The organism is Streptomyces sp. NPDC014891 (genome assembly GCF_043081085.1).
In the GTDB taxonomy this organism is placed as follows: Bacteria; Actinomycetota; Actinomycetes; order Streptomycetales; family Streptomycetaceae; genus Streptomyces.
Window position 1 is genome coordinate 240,090 of record NZ_JBIBWF010000011.1, and the last position, 20,092, is coordinate 260,181.

At 74.9% G+C, this 20,092-nt stretch carries 13 protein-coding genes; 6 read left to right on the plus strand and 7 right to left on the minus strand.

The window, feature by feature from the left end; translation table 11 throughout:
* Window positions 1-78: 78 nt before the first annotated feature.
* The 3 genes from trmB to ACF09E_RS29490 form a co-directional block, all read right to left on the minus strand.
* Window positions 79-882 carry a tRNA (guanosine(46)-N7)-methyltransferase TrmB gene (gene trmB, locus ACF09E_RS29480; protein WP_392208432.1) on the minus strand — a complete coding sequence of 268 codons (804 nt, stop codon included), beginning with the start codon at window positions 880-882 and terminating at the stop codon, window positions 79-81.
* A gap of 108 nt (window positions 883-990) precedes the next feature.
* The gene (gene lhgO / locus ACF09E_RS29485) at window positions 991-2,175 is read right to left on the minus strand and encodes an L-2-hydroxyglutarate oxidase (protein ID WP_392208434.1); all 1,185 of its coding nucleotides are present in this window, start codon (window positions 2,173-2,175) and stop codon (window positions 991-993) included.
* Window positions 2,176-2,298: 123 nt separating this feature from the next.
* On the minus strand, window positions 2,299-3,771 hold the full coding sequence (locus tag ACF09E_RS29490; RefSeq protein WP_392208436.1) for an MFS transporter: 1,473 nt from the start codon (window positions 3,769-3,771) through the stop codon (window positions 2,299-2,301).
* Window positions 3,772-4,341: 570 nt separating this feature from the next.
* On the opposite strand from ACF09E_RS29490, the gene ACF09E_RS29495 reads away from it, so the two are divergent.
* The 3 genes from ACF09E_RS29495 (at window position 4,342) to ACF09E_RS29505 (ending at window position 10,917) form a co-directional block, all read left to right on the plus strand.
* Window positions 4,342-6,525, plus strand: a complete 2,184-nt coding sequence (locus tag ACF09E_RS29495) for an asparagine synthase-related protein (RefSeq protein ID WP_392208471.1) — start codon at window positions 4,342-4,344, stop codon at window positions 6,523-6,525.
* Window positions 6,526-6,645: 120 nt separating this feature from the next.
* Window positions 6,646-7,236 carry a Uma2 family endonuclease gene (locus tag ACF09E_RS29500; RefSeq protein WP_392208473.1) on the plus strand — a complete coding sequence of 197 codons (591 nt, stop codon included), beginning with the start codon at window positions 6,646-6,648 and terminating at the stop codon, window positions 7,234-7,236.
* A gap of 72 nt (window positions 7,237-7,308) precedes the next feature.
* Window positions 7,309-10,917, plus strand: a complete 3,609-nt coding sequence (locus ACF09E_RS29505; protein WP_392208438.1) for a BTAD domain-containing putative transcriptional regulator — start codon at window positions 7,309-7,311, stop codon at window positions 10,915-10,917.
* A 49-nt stretch (window positions 10,918-10,966) separates the two neighbouring features.
* Here ACF09E_RS29505 and ACF09E_RS29510 read toward each other — a convergent pair whose 3' ends face one another.
* Together ACF09E_RS29510 and ACF09E_RS29515 are read right to left on the minus strand one after the other, a co-directional pair.
* Entirely contained in the window at window positions 10,967-13,087 is a 2,121-nt protein-coding gene (locus tag ACF09E_RS29510; protein ID WP_392208440.1) for a sigma-70 family RNA polymerase sigma factor, read from the minus strand.
* 236 nt (window positions 13,088-13,323) lie between these two features.
* Window positions 13,324-14,136, minus strand: coding sequence for a TetR/AcrR family transcriptional regulator (locus ACF09E_RS29515; protein ID WP_392208442.1), 813 nt, complete (start codon window positions 14,134-14,136; stop codon window positions 13,324-13,326).
* A gap of 334 nt (window positions 14,137-14,470) precedes the next feature.
* On the opposite strand from ACF09E_RS29515, the gene ACF09E_RS29520 reads away from it, so the two are divergent.
* Both ACF09E_RS29520 and ACF09E_RS29525 read left to right on the plus strand, forming a co-directional pair.
* Window positions 14,471-15,835, plus strand: coding sequence for an NAD(P)/FAD-dependent oxidoreductase (locus ACF09E_RS29520; RefSeq protein WP_392208444.1), 1,365 nt, complete (start codon window positions 14,471-14,473; stop codon window positions 15,833-15,835).
* A gap of 106 nt (window positions 15,836-15,941) precedes the next feature.
* Window positions 15,942-17,594: a SpoIIE family protein phosphatase gene (locus ACF09E_RS29525; protein ID WP_392208446.1), complete on the plus strand. Its 1,653-nt coding sequence runs from the start codon at window positions 15,942-15,944 to the stop codon at window positions 17,592-17,594.
* A 1-nt stretch (window position 17,595) separates the two neighbouring features.
* Here the strand turns inward: ACF09E_RS29525 and ACF09E_RS29530 are convergent, their stop codons facing one another.
* Window positions 17,596-18,864 carry an MFS transporter gene (locus ACF09E_RS29530; protein WP_392208448.1) on the minus strand — a complete coding sequence of 423 codons (1,269 nt, stop codon included), beginning with the start codon at window positions 18,862-18,864 and terminating at the stop codon, window positions 17,596-17,598.
* Window positions 18,865-19,019: 155 nt separating this feature from the next.
* Between ACF09E_RS29530 and ACF09E_RS29535 the strand changes: the two genes are divergently transcribed.
* Window positions 19,020-19,586 (plus strand): MarR family winged helix-turn-helix transcriptional regulator, encoded by a 567-nt coding sequence (locus ACF09E_RS29535; RefSeq protein ID WP_392208450.1) that lies wholly within the window; start codon window positions 19,020-19,022, stop codon window positions 19,584-19,586.
* Window positions 19,587-19,819: 233 nt separating this feature from the next.
* Here ACF09E_RS29535 and ACF09E_RS29540 read toward each other — a convergent pair.
* Window positions 19,820-20,092, minus strand: a 273-nt coding sequence (locus tag ACF09E_RS29540) for a hypothetical protein (protein ID WP_392208452.1), incomplete at its 5' end; no start/stop codon positions are given.

Consider the following 20,092-nt stretch of genomic DNA (forward strand, 5'->3'; position numbering starts at 1 on the left):
ACCGACAGCCGGGAAAGGGTTAAGCGCCGAGCGGTGCGTTCCCGGCCGACCCGGGGCGTGGAACGGCGTCCCCGCGGGTCACTTCCTGCGGAAGAGGAGGTCGTTCACCACGTGGCCCTTGTCGAGCCCCTGCCCCTCGAAGCGGGTGAGCGGCCGGAAGTCGGGCCGGGGCGCGAAGCCGCCGTCGGCCCGGGTGTTCTCGAAGTCGGGGTGCGCCGAGAGCACCTCCAGCATCTGCTCGGCGTACGACTCCCAGTCGGTGGCGCAGTGCAGCACGCCGCCGGGCTTGAGCCGGGTCGCGAGGAGGCTGAGGAACTCGGGCTGGATGAGCCGCCGCTTGTGGTGGCGGGCCTTGGGCCAGGGGTCCGGGAAGTACACGCGGCAGCCGTCGAGGGAGTCCGCGGTGAGCATCTCGCGGAGCAGGATGATCGCGTCGCCGTTGGCGACCCGCACGTTGTCCAGGCCGTTTCGGTCGGCGAGGCCGAGGAGGTTGCCCTGGCCGGGGGTGTGGACGTCGACGGCGAGGATGCCGGTGCCCGGGTCGGCGGCGGCCATCTGGGCGGTCGCCTCGCCCATGCCGAAGCCGACCTCCAGGACGACGGGCAGCCCTCCGAACATCTCGCCGAGGTCGAGGACCTGCTTGCCGTCGATGTCGAGACCCCAGTCGGGCCACCGCTTCAGCAGGGCCTCCGCCTGGCCGGCGGTGACGCGGCTGCGCCGCGGCTGGAAGCTGCGGATGCGCCGCTCGTGGTGAGACCCGGCGGGATCGGGCAGGGGGCCCTCGCCGGCCGCGAACCGCTGACTGCCGCGCTGCGTGACGGGCCGTACGGACTCGGCGGGGGCGTCGGCGGGACGCGCGATGTTCTCTGGCTGCTCAGACACAATGCGCCAATCCTAAGGCGCCGGTCCGCGGCCGGCGGGCCCGCCGGGTCCGTCCGGGGCGGGCCCGGGGGACCCGCGCGGGACGCCGGCCGTCCCCCGCGCGGCCCCTTACAGCAGGGCCAGTGCCCGGTTCGCGACCTCGCGGCCGATCGGCAGCGACGCCGTCGCCGCGGGCGAGGGAGCGTTCAGCACGTGGACCGTCCGCGCCGCCTCCCGGATCAGGAAGTCGTCGACCAGCGTCCCGTCCCGCAGCACCGCCTGCGCCCGCACCCCGGCGTCCGCCGGTCGCAGGTCCGCCTCCGAGACCACCGGCAGCAGCCGCCGCACCGCCTCGGTGAAGGCCCGCTTCGACACCGACCGCCGCAGCTCCCCCGCCCCGTACCGCCAGTGCGCCCGGGCGATGGCCCAGGAGCCGGGCCACGCGAGCGTGCCGGCCAGCTCGCGCGGGCGGACGACCGACCAGTCGTACCCCTCGCGGGCGAGCGCCGGGACCGCGTTCGGCCCGATGTGCACGCCGCCGTCGATCCCCCGCGTGAGGTGCACCCCGAGGAACGGGAAGGCGGGGTCCGGCACCGGGTAGACCAGGCCCCGCACGAGCGAGGGGTCCCGGAGCTCGTAGTACTCGCCGCGGAAGGGCACGATCCGCATGCCCGGGTCGTCGCCCGCGAGCAGCGCGATCCGGTCGCAGTGCAGCCCGGCGCAGTTGACCAGGACCCGGGCCCGCACCACCCGGCCGTCCGCCGTCCGCACGGCGACCCCCCAGGGCCGCCGGTCGATGACGGTGACCTCCGCCCCGTACAGGATCCGGGCCCCCGAGGACTCGGCGAGCCGCCGGGACACCGCCCCGTAGTCGCAGATGCCGGTCGTGCCGACGTGGATCGCGGCGAGGCCCCGGACCCGGGGCTCGTACTCGCTGATCTGGGCCGGGCCGAGCTCGCGCACCGGGATGCCGTTCTCCCTGCCGCGCTGCACGAGCGCGTGCAGCCGGGGCAGCTCCTCGCGCGCGGTCGCGACGACGAGCTTGCCCGTCACCTCGTGCGGAATGTCCCACTCCGCGCAGAACTTGACCATCTCGGCCGCGCCCTCGACCGCGAACCGGGCCTTGAGCGACCCCGGCCGGTAGTAGATCCCGCTGTGGATCACCCCGCTGTTGCGCCCGGTCTGGTGGCTCGCGAGCGCGTGCTCCTTCTCCAGCACCGTGACCCTGGTGCCGGGAGCGGCGCGCGTCAGGGCGTACGCCGTCGACAGACCGACGATCCCACCGCCGATCACCAGCACGTCGCAGTCAAACACCAGCGCCACCTCCCACCCCCGATAGTGCACTGGCCCACTGACAATCCCGTGAAACCTCGCACGGCGGCACGAGACGCAGGTCACGCCCCGAGCCCCGGGTGCGGCGACCGGCGGTCCCGCCCCTCACGCGGGTGCGACGAGCAGCGGCCTCGCCCGTTCCCGCAGCTCCATCACCCGGGGCTCGTCCCCGTACGGTTCGAGCCGGTGCAGCAGATCCCGTACGTACTCGGTCGTCCGCGCCGACGAGATCCGCCCCGCCACCTCCACCGCGCGCGTGCCCGCCGCGCAGGCCGCGTCCAGGTTGCCCGACTCCAGCTCGGCGACGGCGGAGACCACGAGCCGCAGGCCGTGCGAGCGGACGAACTCCTCCGTCGGCCGCGAGAGCGCCTGCTCGGTGAAGCGCCGCACCTCGCGCGGCGCCTTCAGGTCGCTGTAGCACTCGGCGGCGTCGGCGCAGAACCGGTCGTAGGAGTAGAAGCCCAGCCAGCTGGGGTCGCCGTCGCCCTCGCGGGAGCGCTCCAGCCAGCCCTCGGCGGACTTCAACGCGGCCGCCGCGGCGACCCCGTCGCCGGCCTTCGCGTGCGCGCGTGCCTCGACGAGCCGGAAGAAGGACATGGTCCGGGCGGTGGCGAGCCCCCGGTTCCGTTCCAGGGCGGCCTGGGCGAGGTCGACGCCCTCGTCGGCGAAGCCCCGGTAGGTGGCCTGGAGGGACATGGAGGCGAGGACGTAGCCGCCGAGGGGCACGTCGGCGGCGGCGCGGGCGAGCCGCAGGGCCTGGATGTAGTACCGCTGGGCGGCCTCCTGCTGCCCGGTGTCGAAGGCCATCCAGCCGGCGAGCCGGGTGAGCTCGGCCGTGGCGCCGAAGAGGGCCCGGCCGACCTCGTCGGAGTACGAGGCGAGCAGCAGCGGCGCCGCGTCCACCCGTAAGCACTCGGGGACCATGGACGAGCGCCAGTCCCCGCCGCCGTACTTGGAGTCCCAGCGGCGCGCGTCCTCGGCGGCCTCGCGGAGCTTGGCGACGTCGCTGTGGCCCACGCGCACGTGCTCCCCGGCGGCCGCACCGCCCGCCGTCCCCGGCGCGCCCGCCCCGCCCGCGAGCCCCACCCCCGGCGGGCGCGGTGCCTCGCGCTCCACGGACGGGTCGGCCGGGGTGATCAGCCAGCGGGACGTGGGCGTGGCGTACGCGCTGACCGCGAAGGAGCCCGCGAGCGACTGCCAGATCCCGCCGCCGGCCCGGCGCCCGGCGAGATCCAGCCGGTACAGGTCGGTGGCGGAGCGCACCGCCTCGCCCACGTCGCGCGGGAAGGCGAGGCCCACCTCGGGCGCGGGGTCGGCGTCGGCGAGCCCGATCTCGTGCAGCGGCACGGGCCGGCCGAGCTTCTGTCCGATCGCGGCGGCGATCAGATGCGGCGCGGCGCCCTGCGGCACCATGCCCTTGGACACCCACCGGGCGACCGAGGTCTTGTCGTACCTGAGTGTCAGACCGCGCTGCGCACCGAGGTCGTTGACGCGCCGGGCCAGCCCGGCGTTGCTGATTCCCGCGAGGGCGAGAACCGTGCCGAGCTTTTCGTTCGGCCCGCGTTGCTCCCTGGACATGACGCCACCCCTCGACAACCCAGACGGCCGCCACGACGCCGGGCATAGGCGTGCGGCATTCGTAAACACAGCGTAGTTCGCCGCATCCCTACCGTTAAGGGGCGGTGTTCCGTATGGCGAGATTGTTGTGTGAAAGACCGACAGGCGGGCCGGGGTGCCCGGCTCGTGCTCCCGCCGTGTGGCCGTGCGCCCGGCCGTGCGCTCTCTCGGCCCGGCCGGGGGAGCGCTTCCATGAGGGGTGCGTGGGTCGGCCCGCTCGGCCGGGAAAGTGTCCCGGACCAGTGGGCTGGGGGATACCGCCGCCCCATTCCCCGCGGGCGGCGGACGGCCCCGGGAGGCGGGAGCGCCTCCCGGGCTGCCGGTGGCCGGTGTGCCGCCTCGTGCGTGGGCGGACGCCCCGGACGCCTCCAGGCCCCCCACCGGAGGGGCGATATTTGGCCGAATGACGTCGGTGTCCAACTGGCCCATGCCAGGGGCGCATTCGGCTTTCGCGCGCGTGCACCCGGACCCCGCCCCGTGCGCCGTTGTCGTGGCAGCATGTCTCCCACCGAAACGGATGCGGAGGCGCCGATGCGATGGCTGGTGGGCTGGAGCAGTGTCGCCGCGGGCTTCGCAACGACGACCGGACCCCGGGCGGGGTCGGTGAGCGGCTCGTACGGCGGCAACGGCTCCGGACCGGGCGCCCCCCACGGCTACGGAGGCCGGACGTCCGCCACCGAGGGGCGCACGGTGCAACCGGTGGGCGCACAGCTCCTCTGGGGCGACCCCGATCCGCTCTGGGCGGTCGGCGACTGGCGGCCCGACGAGGTGCGCGTCGTCGCCGTCGACGACCACACCCGCCTCGCCGTCCTCGGCTGCTGCGCCGCGAGCGACGAGGAGCTGAGGCTCGGCCTGCTCACCGCCCGCGGCGGCGCGCTGCGGCACCTCACCGCCTGGCCCGGCAGCTACACCGCGGTCGTCAAGGCCGGCCGCCGGCTCACCGTCACCGGTGACCTCGCGGGCGCCCGGCCGGTGTTCCACACCCCCTGGGACGGCGGCACCGCCTTCGCCACCGCCGCCCTCCCGCTCGCCGACCTGGTCGAGGCCCAGCTCGACATCGGCCACCTCGCCGCCCTGCTCGCCTGCCCCGAGACCCCGGAGGCGCTCCGCGACACCACCCCGTACGAGGGCGTCCGGCGGGTACCGCCCGGACACGCGCTGATCCTGCGGGAGGGCTCGCGCGAGATCACCGGCTACGAGCAGGTCGCCTCGCTCGCGGTCGCCGCGGCCGAGACCGACCCCCGGCAGGCCGTCGAAGGGGTCAGAGAGGCCCTGGTCGAGGCCGTCCGCGCCCGGCTCACCGCCCCGCGCCACGCCCCCGAGGCCCCGCTGCCCGACCCGGGCCCGGTGCCCGGCATGGGGCCCGCCGACCGGCGCGCGGCCCGGGGCGCGGGACCGGCACCCGGCATCGGGGCCGACCTGTCCGGCGGCAGCGCCTCCGGCACGCTCGCCCTCCTCGCCGCGGGCCTCCCCGGGGTGCCGGGCACGATCACCGGACACGGCACGGGCGCGGGGGAGCGGCTCCTCGCCGTCACCTTCAACGACCTGGCCACGCGCGCGGGTTCCGGCCGGGAGGACGAACTGAAGCGGGCCGGGGCGATCGCGGCCGACCCGCGCCTGCACCACGTCGTCGTCGCGGGCGGCGAGGAGGCACTGCCGTACGCCGTGCTGGACGGGCCGCTCACCGACGAGCCGGGGCCCGCGCTCGTGACGGCCGAGCGGCACCGGAGACGCCTCGCGGGCGGCAGCGCCGACCACTTCACCGGCATGGGCGCCAAGCAGGTCCTCGACGCGCACCCGGCCCGCCTCGCCGACCTCCTGATGGACCGCAGGCGGCGCTCCCTGGTGCGCCCGGTCACGGCACTCGCGAAGGCCTCGGGGCCGACGGCGGGCTCGCTCCTGGTGCCGCTCACGGTGTACCGGGCGGCGCGGAAGCTCGCCCGCACCCCGTACCGGACCGGCCTGGAGGCCGCCGCCCAGCGGGTGCTGGAGGCGAACCGCACGGCCTCGGACGGGTTCGGCCCCCTGGAGGCCTCCCTGTCGGCGCTCGCCTGGTCCCGGCCGGGACCCGCGGCGCGCTGGCTGACGGGGGAGGCACTGGCCGAAGTATCGGTTCGGCTGAACCGGGCGGCGACCCTGCCGGCGTCGGTCCAGCGCCCGGGCGAGGCACGTGCGCGTGCCGCGCTCGCGCGGGCGGCGGCCGACCACCGGGTCCTGGAGCAGGCCGCGGAGATCCGCGGCCAGCGCCTGCACGCCCCCTTCCTCGACAACCAGGTCGTCCGGGCCTGCCGCGCCCTCCCGGAATCGCTCCGGGTCCAGCCCGACGCCCGGGCCAACGTCCTGCGCGCGGTCCTCTCCGGCGCCGGCATCCACGACCTCCCCGCCGGCTGGGGCGCACCCCACCCGGCGGTCCCGGCCGGCGCCACGCGCGCGGGCCTGCGTGCCGCGCTGCCCGACCTGATCGCCCTCTTCGACGCGCCGCTGCTCGCCGACGCGGGGCTGATCGAGGCCCGGGTGGTCCGCGAGGCCCTCCGCTCGGCGGCCGACGGCGCCTCCGTCCCCCTGGACGGCCTCGCCGACCTCGTCTCCACCGAACTCTGGCTCCGCCGCCTCATGGCCCGGCGGGGCTCCTGCTGGACCAGCACCACCGAACCCCGCGCCCACCGCGCGGTCCAGGGCCCCCTGGTCCCGGCGTCGAGGTCCCTCCCGGCGTGAAGCCCGCCCGCCGGGCGAAACGTCCCAGCACGCTCGTTCGAGTGAAGGACTCCCGTAGCGCTGCGGGGTCCCGTCCTAAGCTGGGAGCGTCGCACCGAGCGAAGGAGGTCCAGCATGCCGATGCCGCTGCCGGTCCCGGAAGACGCGTTCTCCGAGGGCATGCCCGACCGCGAGGGTGCGACTGTTGAGGAGACCTTCGAGCTGTTCAGTGCGGCTGCCCCCAAGGGCTGGCGCGTGGAGCTGATCGAAGGGGAGATCCACGTGGTACCTCCGGCCAACGGAGAGCATGAGGAGATCGTCTCGGAGCTGAATGGTCAGGTCCGAGATCATGACAAGGGCGTCGGGCGCTACACGGGCATCGGCCTCAGCCTGCCCGGGACCACCGACGCGGTCAGAGTCATCCCCGACCTCGTCATCGCCCCCAAAGGCAGCTTCGACGACCAGCAGGAGTGGCACGCACCCGACCCGGTCCTGCTCGTCGCCGAGGTGACCTCCTCGTCCACCGCGCGCCGCGACCGGGTCCAGAAGATCCGGGCCTACGCGCGCGGGTGCATCCCGCTCTCCCTGCTGATCGACCGTGAGGCGGGTGAAGCCGTCGTGTGCTCCGAGCCCTCCGGGGACGACTACGGGCACAAGTCCATCCACAAGCTGGGGACAGTCGTCGCCCTGCCGCACCCCCTCGGCTTCGACCTGGACACCTCCGCCTTCTGACGCCCGGACCCGGAGGGCACACCGGGGTGAAACCCCGAGGCGTACGCCGGTGCCACCGGACACAATGAGCCGGTGCGGTATCTCATCCTCGGCACCACCGAGGCCCTCGACCCCCGTGGCCGCAGCCTCCCCGTCGGCGGTGCCCGGCTGCGCGCGCTGCTCGCCGCGCTGGCGCTGCGCGGCGGACGGGCCGCCTCCCTCACCGAGCTCGCCGACGACGTGTACGGGGACGCCCCGCCGCAGGACGCCCCCGCCGCCCTCCAGGCCCTCGTCGGCCGGCTCCGCCGGACCATCGGCGGCGACGCCGTCGCCTCCACCCCCGGACCCGGCTACCGGCTCGTCGCCGCCCCCGAGGACATCGACCTGTACGTCTTCGAGCGCCAGGTCCAGGACGCGGCCGCCCACCTCGACGCCGGCGACCCCGAGCAGGCCGCCGTCCTCCTCCGCCGGGCCCTCGGCCTCTTCCGGGGTCCCGCCCTCGCCGACCTGCCCGGCCCGGCCGGCGTCCGCCCCGAGGCCCAGCGGCTCGCGGCCCTGCGCCGGCGCGTCGAGGCCGACCTGCGCAGGGGCGCCACCGACGGGCTCGTACCGGAACTGACCGAGCTCACCGCCACGTACCCGTACGACGAGGCCTTCCGCGCCCATCTCATCCGGGCCCTGCGGGCCGAGGGGCGGCACGCCGACGCCCTCGCGGCCTTCGAGTCGGCCCGCCGGACCCTCGCCGACGGTCTCGGCGCCGACCCCGGCCCCGAACTCGCCGCCCTCCACCGGGAACTCCTCGCGGTGCCGGAGGGGCCGGACCGCACCGGCGGCTCCTGGGCTCCGCCGCCCGCCGGGCCCCGGCAGGCCGGGCCGCCCGACGCGCGGCGGGGCACCGGCACCGCACCGGAGACCCGTCGCGCGCCCACGGCGACGGGCCGCTCGCACCCCGGCACGGGAGCCGCCCCCGACGGCCGCTCGCACCCCGGCACGGGAGCCGCCCCCGACGGCCGCGCCGCCCCTGCCGCGCACCCCGCCCCCGCCACTCCCGCCGCGCAACCCGCCCCCGCGCCGGTCTCCGGCAACATCCGGCCCCGCCTCACCTCCTTCGTCGGCCGCGAGCCCGAGCTGGCCGCCCTCCACGCGGATCTGGAGCAGGCCCGGCTCGTCACGCTGACCGGCCCCGGCGGCTCGGGGAAGACCCGGCTCGCCGAGGAGGCCGCCCGCCGCGCCTGCGCCCCGCCCGCGGCCCCCGGCACCTCCTCCGAGAGCCCAGGCACCCCTTCCGGTACCGACGCGCCCGCGCCGGAGCACCACACCCCCGGCGCCGGGACCTCGGCCCCCGACCCCCTCGCCCCCGCCGCCTGGATCGCCGAACTCGCACCGCTCGACGACCCCGAGGCCGTCCCCGGCGCCGTCCTCTCCGCGCTCGGGCTCCGCGAGGTCACCCTGATCACCCGCGAGGGCACGACCCTCCAGGACGACCCCGCGGCCCGGCTGGTCGAGCACCTCGCCCGCGGCCCGTTCCTCCTCGTCCTCGACAACTGCGAGCACGTCATCGACGCGGCCGCGGCCCTCGCCGAGACCCTCCTCACCGGCTGCCCGCAGCTCCGCGTCATCGCCACCAGCCGCGAACCCCTCGGCGTCCCGGGGGAGTCGGTCCGGCCCCTCGAACCCCTGCCGCCGGACCCCGCGCACCGCCTCTTCGCCGAGCGGGCCCGTGCCGTCCGCCCCGACGTCGACCTCAGACGGGACGGCGGCGCGGCCGTCGACGAGATCTGCCGGCGGCTCGACGGCCTGCCCCTCGCGATCGAACTGGCCGCCGCCCGCCTCCGGCTGCTCACCCCGCGCCAGATCGCCGACCGCCTCGACGACCGCTTCCGGCTCCTCACCTCCGGCTCCCGCACGGTCCTGCCCCGCCAGCAGACCCTCCGCGCCGTCGTCGACTGGTCCTGGGACCTCCTCGACCCCGACGAGCGCACCCTGCTCCGCCAGGTCTCGGTCTTCGCGGGCGGCTGGGACCTCGCCGCGGCGGAGGCACTCTGCCCGCGCGCCGCGGACCCGCTCGGCGCCCTCGTCGACAAGTCCCTGGTGGTCGCCACCCCCGTCGAGGGCGGCGAGATGCGCTACCGGCTCCTGGAGACCATCCACGAGTACGCGAGCGAGCGCGCCGCCGAGACCCCGGAGCTCCTCGCCGCCGCCGAGGCCGCCCACACCGCCCACTTCACGGCCCTCGCCGAGGAGGCCGAGCCGAAGCTCCGCTCGGCCGAGCAGCTCCCGTGGATCGAGCGGATCGAGCGGGACCTGGACAACATCCGCGCCGCCCTGCACCGCACCGTCGGCACCGTCCCGAAGCCGCCCGCCCCGGCCGCGCAGGGCGGCCCGCCGCCGGACGAGGCCGCCGCCCACCGCCTGGTCTTCGCCATGGGCTGGTTCTGGTGGCTGCGCAACTACCGGCCCGAGGGCCTGACCTGGGTCGAGCGCACGGTCGCGCTCGGCGACGACCCGGACGACCCCGGCGACCCCCGCTACTGGCCCCGGATGCGCCTGCGCATGCTGCACTTCTTCCTGGAGGTCGAGAGCCGCACGCTGCGGGACTTCCAGGAACCGGAGCCGCTCGCGCTCGCCCGCCGCGTGCGGTCGGCGTTCGGTGAGCCGCCCGGCCCCGAGGGCGCCCGGTTTCCCGGCCTGCTCTGGCCGTTCACCGCGTACCTCACCGAGGAACCGGCCGTGGTCCTCGCGCTCCTCGACGAGGCCGTCGCCAACTGCAGGCGTCACGGCGGTGACTGGGAGGTCGGCGTCAGCCTCATGTTCCGTACGCACATGGTCGTCGACATGCCCGGCGGCATGCCCGGCATCGACGAGGACCTGGCCGAGCTCCGCGTCCTCGCCCGGCGGGTCGGCGACCGCTGGATGGGGGCCCAGATCGCGAGCGCGGTGGGCGAGGCCCACATGCTGCGCGGGCGCACCGAGGAGGCCGGGGAGGCGTACGAGGAGGCCCTGAGGCTGGCCCGCGAGGTCGGCGCGCACGCCGAGTCCCCGTTCCTCCTCGCCCGCCGGGCCGAACTGGCCTATCAGAAAGGGGACATGGAGGCCGCGGAGACGGGGCTCGACGAGGCCACCCAGGAGGCGGAGCGCTACCGGGTGCGGGACACCGGCGTGTTCGTCCGCTTCCTGCGGGCCGGTGTGGCCCTGTACCGCGGTGAGGTCGCGGAGGCCCGCGCCCACCTGGAGGAGGCGGGTCGCACGATCGCGACCGGGGCGCCCCCACCGCACTTCGAGGCGGCGTTCGTGGGGCTGTCCGCGCGCGTCGAGGCGGGTGAGGGGCGACCGTCCGCCGTCGCCACGGCCGTACGAGCGCTGCGCGGCGCGCGGGACGCGCAGTGCGCGGAGTTCTTCGTCGCGGGCCTGGGGGAGTGTCTCGGCGTCGTCCTGTCCGCGAGGGGCGAGGCCGCCCTGGCGGTCACGGTCATGACGGCCGTCGAGGGCTGGCGCGCCGAGACCCCCCGCTCGGTCCCCGGCCTGAAGGACCTGCGGGAGGTGACCGACCGGGCGCTCACGGCGCTGGGGCCTTCGGGTGTCGCCGCCGCCCGCGCGGCGGGCGAGGGCCTCGGCGTCGACGAGGTCCTCGCTCTCGCGGAGACCGTCGCCCCACGGCCCGGACCGGACGGATCGGGACCTGACGGATCGGGACCGGACTGATCAGGACCGGACGAATCGGGACCAGACGGATCGCCGTGGGACGGGACCGTCAGGAGCAGCTGATCCGGGACTGCGCCCAGTCGGCTACCACGGCCCGCCCGAACGGCGTGTACTCCTCCACCACCAGGCGGATCGCGCGGCGGCCCGAGATGTCGACGTGCACCGGGACCGGCGGGTCGCCGGCCCGTACCACGTCGGAGCGCCAGAGCCGCCGCTCGTCCCCGTACACGGCGAAGCGGACGCCGCCGAAGCCGACGAGGGCGCTCAGGTCGTCCACGCCGGCGATCGCGTCGTAGCCGGTGCACTGCCGGTTGAGGTGGATCAGCAGGGACGAGGGCGCGTGCACGCTCACCCCGTACGCGTACGGGGTCCCGTCGATGGACAGGTCGCGGCGCGGCCACAGCCAGCTGCTGCCGGAGAGGTCGACCTCGGGTTCGGTGCCGTCGCCGAGGACCCCGTAATCCAGTTCGTCGACCCGGTAGACCCGCGGCGGGGCGGGCGGCGGCGTCGGCGTGGCCGAGGGCTTCTGCGGCCGGGGCGTGGGCGTGGGCTTCGGGCTGGGGCGGGGCTTGGGCGGCGGGGGCGTCGGCGAGGGCGTCGGCTTCGCGGACGGCGGCCTCGGCGCGGGCTTCGCGGACGGGGTCGGCGCGGGGGGCGTGGGGGCGGGCGCCGGCGGCTCGGACGTCACGGGCGGGGGCGGCGGCACGGGCTCGGGCGTCGGCTCCGGCGGCGGCGCGGGGTCCGCCGGTACGACGGGGGTGACGACGGGCTGGGTGGCGCGGGGCGCGGCCACGGGCTGTGGGTCCCCGGCCATGGCCCACACGAGGCCGGCGGCCGCGGCGACGGCCACGGCGGCCGCGATGCCGGCCTTCGCGGGCGCGCCGAGCCCTTCGGCGGCGGCGCCGGAGGCCGCGCCTCCGGAGGCCGCACCCGCGGAGGAGCCGGTGGCGGCGGCCGCGGCTCCGGCCGCGCCCGCGCCGACGGCGCCGCCGGCGACCATGCCGGCGGCCTTGAGGGAGTACCCGGCGGCGAACCAGCCGATGACGGCGACCGGGAGCAGGGCGGGGATCCCGGCGTTGACGTGGGCCAGTTCGCCGGCGGCGAGCCGGCACTTGGCGCACTCGTCCAGGTGCTTGCGCAGTCCGCGTTCGGCCCGCATCCGCAGGCCGCCGCGGGCGTAGGCGCCGAGCCGGTCGGCGTACCGGGCGCAGTCGCCGCCGGCCGTGAGGGACTGGCTGACGTGGGCCTGGAGGTAGGCCTGCTTGAGTCCTTCGCGGGCGCGGCTGGCGAGGACGGCGGTGGCGTTGGCGGTCAGGCCGAAGAGGGGGGCGACCTCGCTGGGGGACTCCTCCTCGACGGTGGTGTGCCACAGCACGGCCTGCCAGCGCTCGGGCAGGGACCGGAAGGCCTGCAGGGCGAGCGACTGCTCGGCCTCGTGCATGGCCCGTACGTCGGCGCCGAGGTCGAGGCCCGCCCCGAAGGACGCGGTCTGGTCGGAGACCTCGGAGGAGCGGGCGGCCTCGGCCGCGAACACCGCGAAGTCCTCGACGAGGTGTTCCCGCTTCTGCGTCTTCGTCCAGTTCGCGGCGACGCGACGGACGGTGGTCATCAGGTAGGCGCGCACGGCGTGTTCGGGTCCGGCTCCGCCGCGGACCGCCTGCAGGGTGCGGGCGAAGACCTCGGCGGTGAGGTCGTCGGCGGTGTGCGCGTCCCGGCAGCAGGTCCTGGCGTACCGGCGGACGGCGTCGGAGTGGCGGCGGAAGAGCTCCTCGTACGCGGAGTCGTCGCCCTCCCGCATGAGGCGGACGAGGTCGGAGTCGGAGGGCGGGAGTTCGCGGGGCGGCGGGAGGACGGTGTCGTGCTGGTACGCGTGCTCGTCCTCGGCGGGCGGCTCGGACCGGGGACCTGCCCCTGGTACGGGACCCCCGGCGGCGGGCCGGCCGGAGGTCTTGCCCTCGCGCTGCTGCGGGACGCTGGCGTCGAGCGGTACGACCGGGCCCGCGGCGGGCGACCCCGGCGGGCCCGTGGGGGCGGTGGCGGCTCCCGGCCCGGCCGGGTCCGCGGCGCCGGAGAGTCCGCCCGGTCCGCCCTGGTTCGGCACCTGCCGGGAGGGCGCGTCCCCCGCCTCGGCGGGGCCGCCCAGCGGCTCGTCCCGACTGTCACCGCTCATCGCGGAAGCCCCCGTACGCACGCTCGGACCCGAACACCGGGAAAGCCTGCCACAGAGCGCGGGCACCCCGAGGCGCCGCGGCCACTTACCACTCGTCCGGGGCGACTTCGGGTATCCGGGCGTAACCGATCACACGTTCGTGTCATGCTCGTCGACCCGCCCGGAGCACCCGCCCCGGCCCCACGGCACGGAGAAGCCCGGCCCGCGCCGGAGCGCGGGCGGTCGTCGGCCGTCTCCTACCGGGAGCGCAGTCCCTCGATCAGGATGTCGAGGAGGCGCGTCGAGGCCGCCGCCTGCTGCACCGCGTCCGGCAGCGCCGGAGCGGCCGTGGCGATGACGAGGAGGACGTCGGCCACGGTCACGTCGGTCCGCAGCTCACCCGCCTCCCGCGCCCGGTCGACCAGCCGGCCGACCACCTCGAGGAGTTCCGCGGCGCCCGCGTCGTCCTTCTCCTCCGCCGGAACGGCCCGCGGCGCGACCACGTGCACGTCCGCCTGCTCGCCGACACCCCGCTGGTGCGGCACCCGCGCCGCCTCGTCCGCTTCGTGAGAGTCGGCGCCGAGCGGCAGCACGGTGACGTCGTCGACGCCCACCCGCAGCACCTGCGGCGGAAGGAGCCGGCCCGCCCCGGAGGCCACCGACGTGCGCAGGAACCGGGAGAGCGCCGACCACGGCTCGTCCTCCTGGCCCAGCGCGGTCCGCGCCTGCTCGGTCAGCCGGGCGGTCTCCTCCTCGGCTATTCGCCTGACCAGTACGTCCTTGCTCGGGAAGCGGCGGTAGACGGTGCCGACGCCGACGCGGGCGCGGCGCGCCACGTCCTCCATCGGAGCCCCGTAACCGAGCTCGCCGAACACCTCGCGCGCGGCCCGCAGGACGTGCTCCAGATTGCGCTGGGCGTCCACCCGCAGCGGCGCGGACCTGCCGACCACCGGAGCGCCGTGGCGCTCGGAGCCGACGACGCCCGCGTGCGGGCCGTCGTCCACGGTCGCCGTCCCGGCGCCCGCCTGCCATCGTGAATCCTGAATATGCATAAGCGTTCCCCCGCTCATGATGTCTCCCCCCGGAGACTCCCCGCCCTGAAAAGGGGTTCCGGAGGACGAGCGCAGCGGTCCACGCGCTCCCGTCCGACACCCCGACGAACTACGAACATAGTTGAGTCGGGGTCAATTCAGAAGGGGGAGTTCCGTACGGTGCGCCCCCCGATCGGAGCAAGGACCGGAACACTCCCGATTCCAGCCCCCCACCGAGCCCGGCACGGCCACCCTGACCTGGGCCGTTCCGCCCGTACCCCCCTCGTGCGCCACCCCACGCCCCCGTACCCCTCCGGTCACACAATTTGCCGGGGCTGTGGACAAACCACGGACGGCGGTGCGTCATGGGACAGTGACCGAACCTGCGCGCATTCTCGTGGTCGGCGGTGGCTACGTCGGCATGTACACCGCGCTGCGCCTCCAGCGGCAGCTCAGGGCCGAGCTGAGAGCCGGCTCCGCCGAGATCGTCGTGGTCACGCCCGAGCCGTACATGACGTACCAGCCCTTCCTCCCCGAGGCCGCCGCAGGCTCCATCTCCCCGCGCCACGTCGTCGTGCCGCTGCGCCGGGTCCTCGACCGCTGCCGGATCGTCATCGGCGAGGTCCTCTCCGTCGACCACGCCAAGCGGACCGCGACGCTCTCCACCCTCGCGACCGCCGAGGAGGGCACCGGCGCGGTCGCCCTCGCGTACGACGAACTGGTCATCGCACCCGGCTCGGTCTCCCGCACCCTCCCGGTCCCCGGCCTCGCCGAGCACGGCATCGGCTTCAAGACCGTCGAGGAGGCCATCGGCCTGCGCAACCACGTCATCGAGCAGATGGACATCGCCTCCTCCACCCGCGACCCCGCGATCCGCGACGCCGCCCTGACCTTCGTCTTCGTCGGCGGGGGCTACGCGGGCGTGGAGGCGCTCGCCGAGCTGGAGGACATGGCCCGCTACACCGCGCGCTACCACCACAACGTCCGGCCCGAGGACCTCCGCTGGGTCCTCGTCGAGGCCTCGGACCGGATCCTGCCCGAGGTGGGCGAGGAGATGGGCCGGTACGCCATCCGCGAGCTGCGCGGCCGGAACGTCGACGTACGCCTGGAGACCCGCCTCGAATCCTGCGAGGACCGGATCGCCGTCCTCAGCGACGGCACCCGGCTGCCCACCCGGACCGTCGTGTGGACAGCGGGCGTCAGACCCGCCCCCCTCCTCGCCGCGACCGACCTGCCCCTGAACGAACGCGGCCGGCTCCGCTGCACGGCCGCCCTCGCCGTCGAGGGAGTCGAGCACGCCTGGGCCGCCGGCGACGCCGCCGCCGTCCCCGACGTCACCGCCAAGGAACCCGGCAGGGAGTGCGCGCCCAACGCCCAGCACGCCGTCCGCCAGGCCAAGGTCCTCGCCGAGAACATCACGGCCTCCCTGCACGGCCGGCCGCTCAAGGAGTACGCGCACGCGTACGCCGGCTCCGTCGCCTCCCTCGGCCTGCACAAGGGGGTCGCCCACGTCTACGGACGGAAACTCAAGGGATATCCGGCCTGGTTCATGCACCGCGCCTACCACCTGAGCCGGGTGCCCACCTTCAACCGCAAGGCCCGGGTCCTCGCCGAATGGACCCTGTCCGGCCTGTTCAAACGGGAGATCGTCTCCCTCGGGTCACTGGAGCACCCCCGCGCCGAATTCGAACTCGCCGCCGCCCCACCCCCCGACCACGGCGACAAGCCGTCGTCCTGACATCACTGTCAGTGCACTCGTCCACACTGGACGTGTGACCATAGGTGGGCTCACACCTGCACAGCGTGACTCTGCACGGCACCGACACCACGAGGCATAGAGATCCGTGAACTTCACCCGTTGGAGCGCCCGGCTCCCCGGTACACAGCGCCGCGCGGCGCGGGGGACCGAAGGCTCCGTGCCCGCCGCCCGCGGTGAGTACGCCCAGCAGCTTGAGCACCTCGCCCGAGAGGCCGCCGAGGCGGGCGGACCCGTCGCCGTACCCGCCCTGGAGGACTTCTCCGTCCGGGAGCTCCTGGGCCGCCTCCCCGGCCTGGTCGCCCTCGCGTACGGCCCGGAGCACCGCATCGCGTACGTCAACGACGCCTATGCCGCCGCCTTCGGCCCCCGCCCCGCGGGCGCCCCCGTCGCCGACACCTGCCCGGAGGCCGAGGAGCTCGGCCTGCTGCCCCTCATGGACCAGGTGCTGCGCAGCGGCAAGCCGCGCACGGTCAAGTCCCGCCGCACCCAGGACGGCGGCTCGTACACGGTGACCTGCCTGCCCGTGGAGAGCGAGCACCTCGAAGGCGGCGGAGTCCTCGTCCACGCCGCGGACGTCACCGACCACGCCGAGGCCGCCGAACGGCTGCGGACCAGCGAGCGCCGCCACCGCGAGACCGCCGTCACCCTCCAGCGCTCGCTGCTCCCGCAGGACCTGGAGCAGCCCGACGACCTGCGGATCGCCGCGACCTACCAGCCCGGCGGCACCGACGCGGCCGTCGGCGGCGACTGGTACGACGTGATCACCCTCGGCGCCGGCCGCACCGCGCTCGTCATCGGCGACGTGATGGGCCGCGGCGTGCGCGCCGCCGCCGTCATGGGCCAGCTCCGCACCGCCGTCCGGGCCTACGCGCGCCTGGACCTGCCCCCGCACGAGGTGCTCCAGCTGCTCGACGGCCTCGCCGCCGAGATCGACGCCAGCCAGATCGCCACCTGCGTGTACGCGATCCACGACCCCAGCGAGGGGAAGCTGGTCTACGCCTCCGCGGGCCACCTCCCCATCCTCGTCCGCGACGAGGACGGCACGGTCCGGCGCGCCGAGGACCCCACGGGCCCGCCCCTGGGCACCGGCGGCTGGCTGCACACCTCCGGATCCATCGCCCTGCCGCCCGGCTCGACCGCCGTCCTCTACACCGACGGCCTGGTCGAGCGGCGCCGCGAGGACATCGACGAGGGCGTCGCCGCCCTGGCCCGCGCCCTGGCCGGCGCCAGCGGCACCCCGCAGGTGGTCTGCGACCGGCTGCTCCGCTCCCTGGGGGTGACCGCGGAGCACGACGACGACGTGGCCGTCCTGGTCGTCCAGCACCCGTCCCGCAGAGGGGCGGACGCGGAGCTCTTCCACAACGCGGCCCTGGAACTCCTCGGTGGAGTGGAGGCGGCCCCCCGCGCGCGTGCCTTCGCCTCCGGGGTCCTGTCGTCCTGGCGCTTCCCGGTCGAACTGCGCGACCTGGGCGTCCTCGCCACCAGTGAGCTGGTGGGCAACTCCCTCCAGCACGGCACCCCGCCCATGCGGCTCCGCCTGCGCCGCACCGACCGCCGCCTGATCATCGAGGTCACGGACGGGGACGACCACCTGCCGCGTCGCCGCAGGGCGGAATCGGAGGACGAGGCGGGCCGCGGAATCTCGATCATCGCGACGATCGCCTCGTCCTGGGGGAGCCGCCGCACACCGGGCGGCGGCAAAGCGGTCTGGTGCGAGTTCGCCCTGCCCGACCAGTAGGTCAGGCGGCGGCGGTCTCCTTCTCGGGCAGGTGCTGCGCCACGACCCGGGACGGCTTCACGGCGAGCGACGGCTGGTTCTGCTCGGGGGTCAGCTGCCTGCCCAGCCGCACCGCGAGGAACGTGATGCCGAGCGAGAAGAGCACGAACGTCACGATGTACGGACCGTGCAGCGCGGCCCCCATGGGCCCGCCCACGGCGGGGCCGACGGCCAGGGCCAGCTGCTTGACCAGCGCGAACGCCGAGTTGTACTGCCCGACCATCGACTCCGGCGCCAGATCGGCGACCAGCGGGGCCACGGTCGGCGACAGCATCGCCTCACCGAGCCCGAACAGCGCGTACGTGGAGACGAACGCCGCCGTCGCCATCGCCTGGCTGCCGTGCCCGAGCCCCGCGTACCCGGCGATCAGCCAGGCCACGGTCCAGATCAGACCGACGGCCGCGATCACCCGGGTCCGCCTGCGGCGCTCGACGAACCGGAGCACCAGGAACTGGGCGGCGACGATCACCGCCGTGTTGGCGGCCAGCGCGATGCCGAGCGTCGACGGCTGGATGCCGGCGGCCTCCGTGCCGTACGCGGCGAGACCCGACTCGAACTGCCCGTAGCAGGCGAAGAAGAGGACGAAGCCGAGGACGCACAGCTGCACCATCGCCTTGTGCCCGAGCAGCGCGCGGACACCGCCGCCCTTCCCGCCCTCGGTCGGACGGGCGCCCTGGAACGCCGGGGAACCCGGCATCCGCACGGTGCCGACGATCGCCGCCAGGACCAGGAACATCGCCGCCTCGATCGAGAACAGCAGGATGAAGCTGCCCGGCCGGCTGGTGTCCACCAGCAGACCGCCGATCAGACCACCGACACCGAGGCCCAGGTTCTGCAGGAAGAACTGCATGGCGAACGCCCGGGTGCGCCCGACCGGCGTGGAGCACCAGACGATCATCGTGGCGAGGGCCGGCTGGAGCACGGCCGTACCGGCACCGAGCAGCGCCGCGGCCCCCACGGCCGCGGGCACGCTCGACGCGAAGCCCATGGCGACCGCACCCACGGCGGCGGCGACCGAGGCGACCAGCAGGACCGGCACCGGCCCGCGCCGGTCGATGGCCCGCCCGCTGAACGGCAGGACCACGAGCGCGGCCATGGCGAAGACGGCGAGCACGATGCCCGCCGTGGCCGCGCCCAGATCCCGCACCTGCGCCACGTACACATAGAGGTACGGCACGGTGAAGCCGAGTCCGAACGCGCTCAGCGCGCTGCCTGCCTGAATACGGCGCATCGCTGCGCCCCTCGCCTTGGTCACACTCACCCACTCAGGTCGCAGGTTCAGAGGTGTAACCCTGAACCTTGAAGACTTCAACACTAAAGTTCGAGCCTTAACAGTACACACCGAAGGACTTCAACGCCAACGAGAACCGTGGGATACTCGCCTGCATGTCCGACACCCCCGAGCGGTCCGGCCCGCAGGCTCACCAGGAGCCGAGCCTCGACGAGCAGATCGCCGCCTACCAGCGCGAGTTCCACGACCTCGACCCCCAGGTGGAGAAGGTCGTCTCGGCCCTCGGCCGGCTGAACCGACGGATGAACGTGGCGTACGGACGCCAGCTCGCCGACCTCGGCATCAGCAACGCCGAGTGGGAGGTCCTCAAGACCCTGGTGCTCGCAGGCGAGCCCTACCGGCTCGGCCCGGGCGAGCTCGCCAAGCGGCTCGGCCTCACCCCGGCCGCGATGACCCACCGCATCGACCGGATGGCGGGAGAGGGTCTGGTCACCCGCGACCGCGACGAGAACAACCGGGTCCGCGTGATCGTGGAGCTCACCGACGAGGGCCGCTCGAAGTGGCTGGAGGCCATGCGCATGGCCACGGACTTCGAGGAGGAGCTGCTCCAGGACCTGACCTCGGACGAGCGGGGCATCCTCGGCGACGTCCTCATCCGGCTCCTCCGCCGCGTGGAGCTCACCCAGCCCGACGCGGGCGGCCGCCTGACGGACCTGGACTGACGCTCCTCCCCGGCGCCCTGCCGGCGTCCCGGGGGCCATCGGAGGGGGGTTGACACGCCCCTCCCCGATGCGTAGTGTTCTCCGAGTTGTCACAGAGCCGGAACGGTTCTTCGACAACCACCTCCGCCGCTGAGAGCGGCACCTCTACTCCGCACGATCTCCCCACCGGGACGAATTTCGGCATGCCGAAATTCATTTCGAATGGCTCGATTATGAGTCGCCGGGGGAATCCGCTAGAGTTTGAGACGTCGGAACGGCCCAACAGCCGGAAAGACAAACCCCGCTGACTGGGAATCAGACGCCGAAAGGATCTGATAGAGTCGGAACCGCCGGAAGGGCCCGGAGCGAAAGCGAATGGGACCGGAAAGCACCGAGGAAATCGGATCGGAAAGATCTGATAGAGTCGGAAAAGCAAGACCGAAGGGAAAGCCCGGAGGAAAGCCCGAGAGGGTGAGTACGAAGGAAGCGTCCGTTCCTTGAGAACTCAACAGCGTGCCAAAAATCAA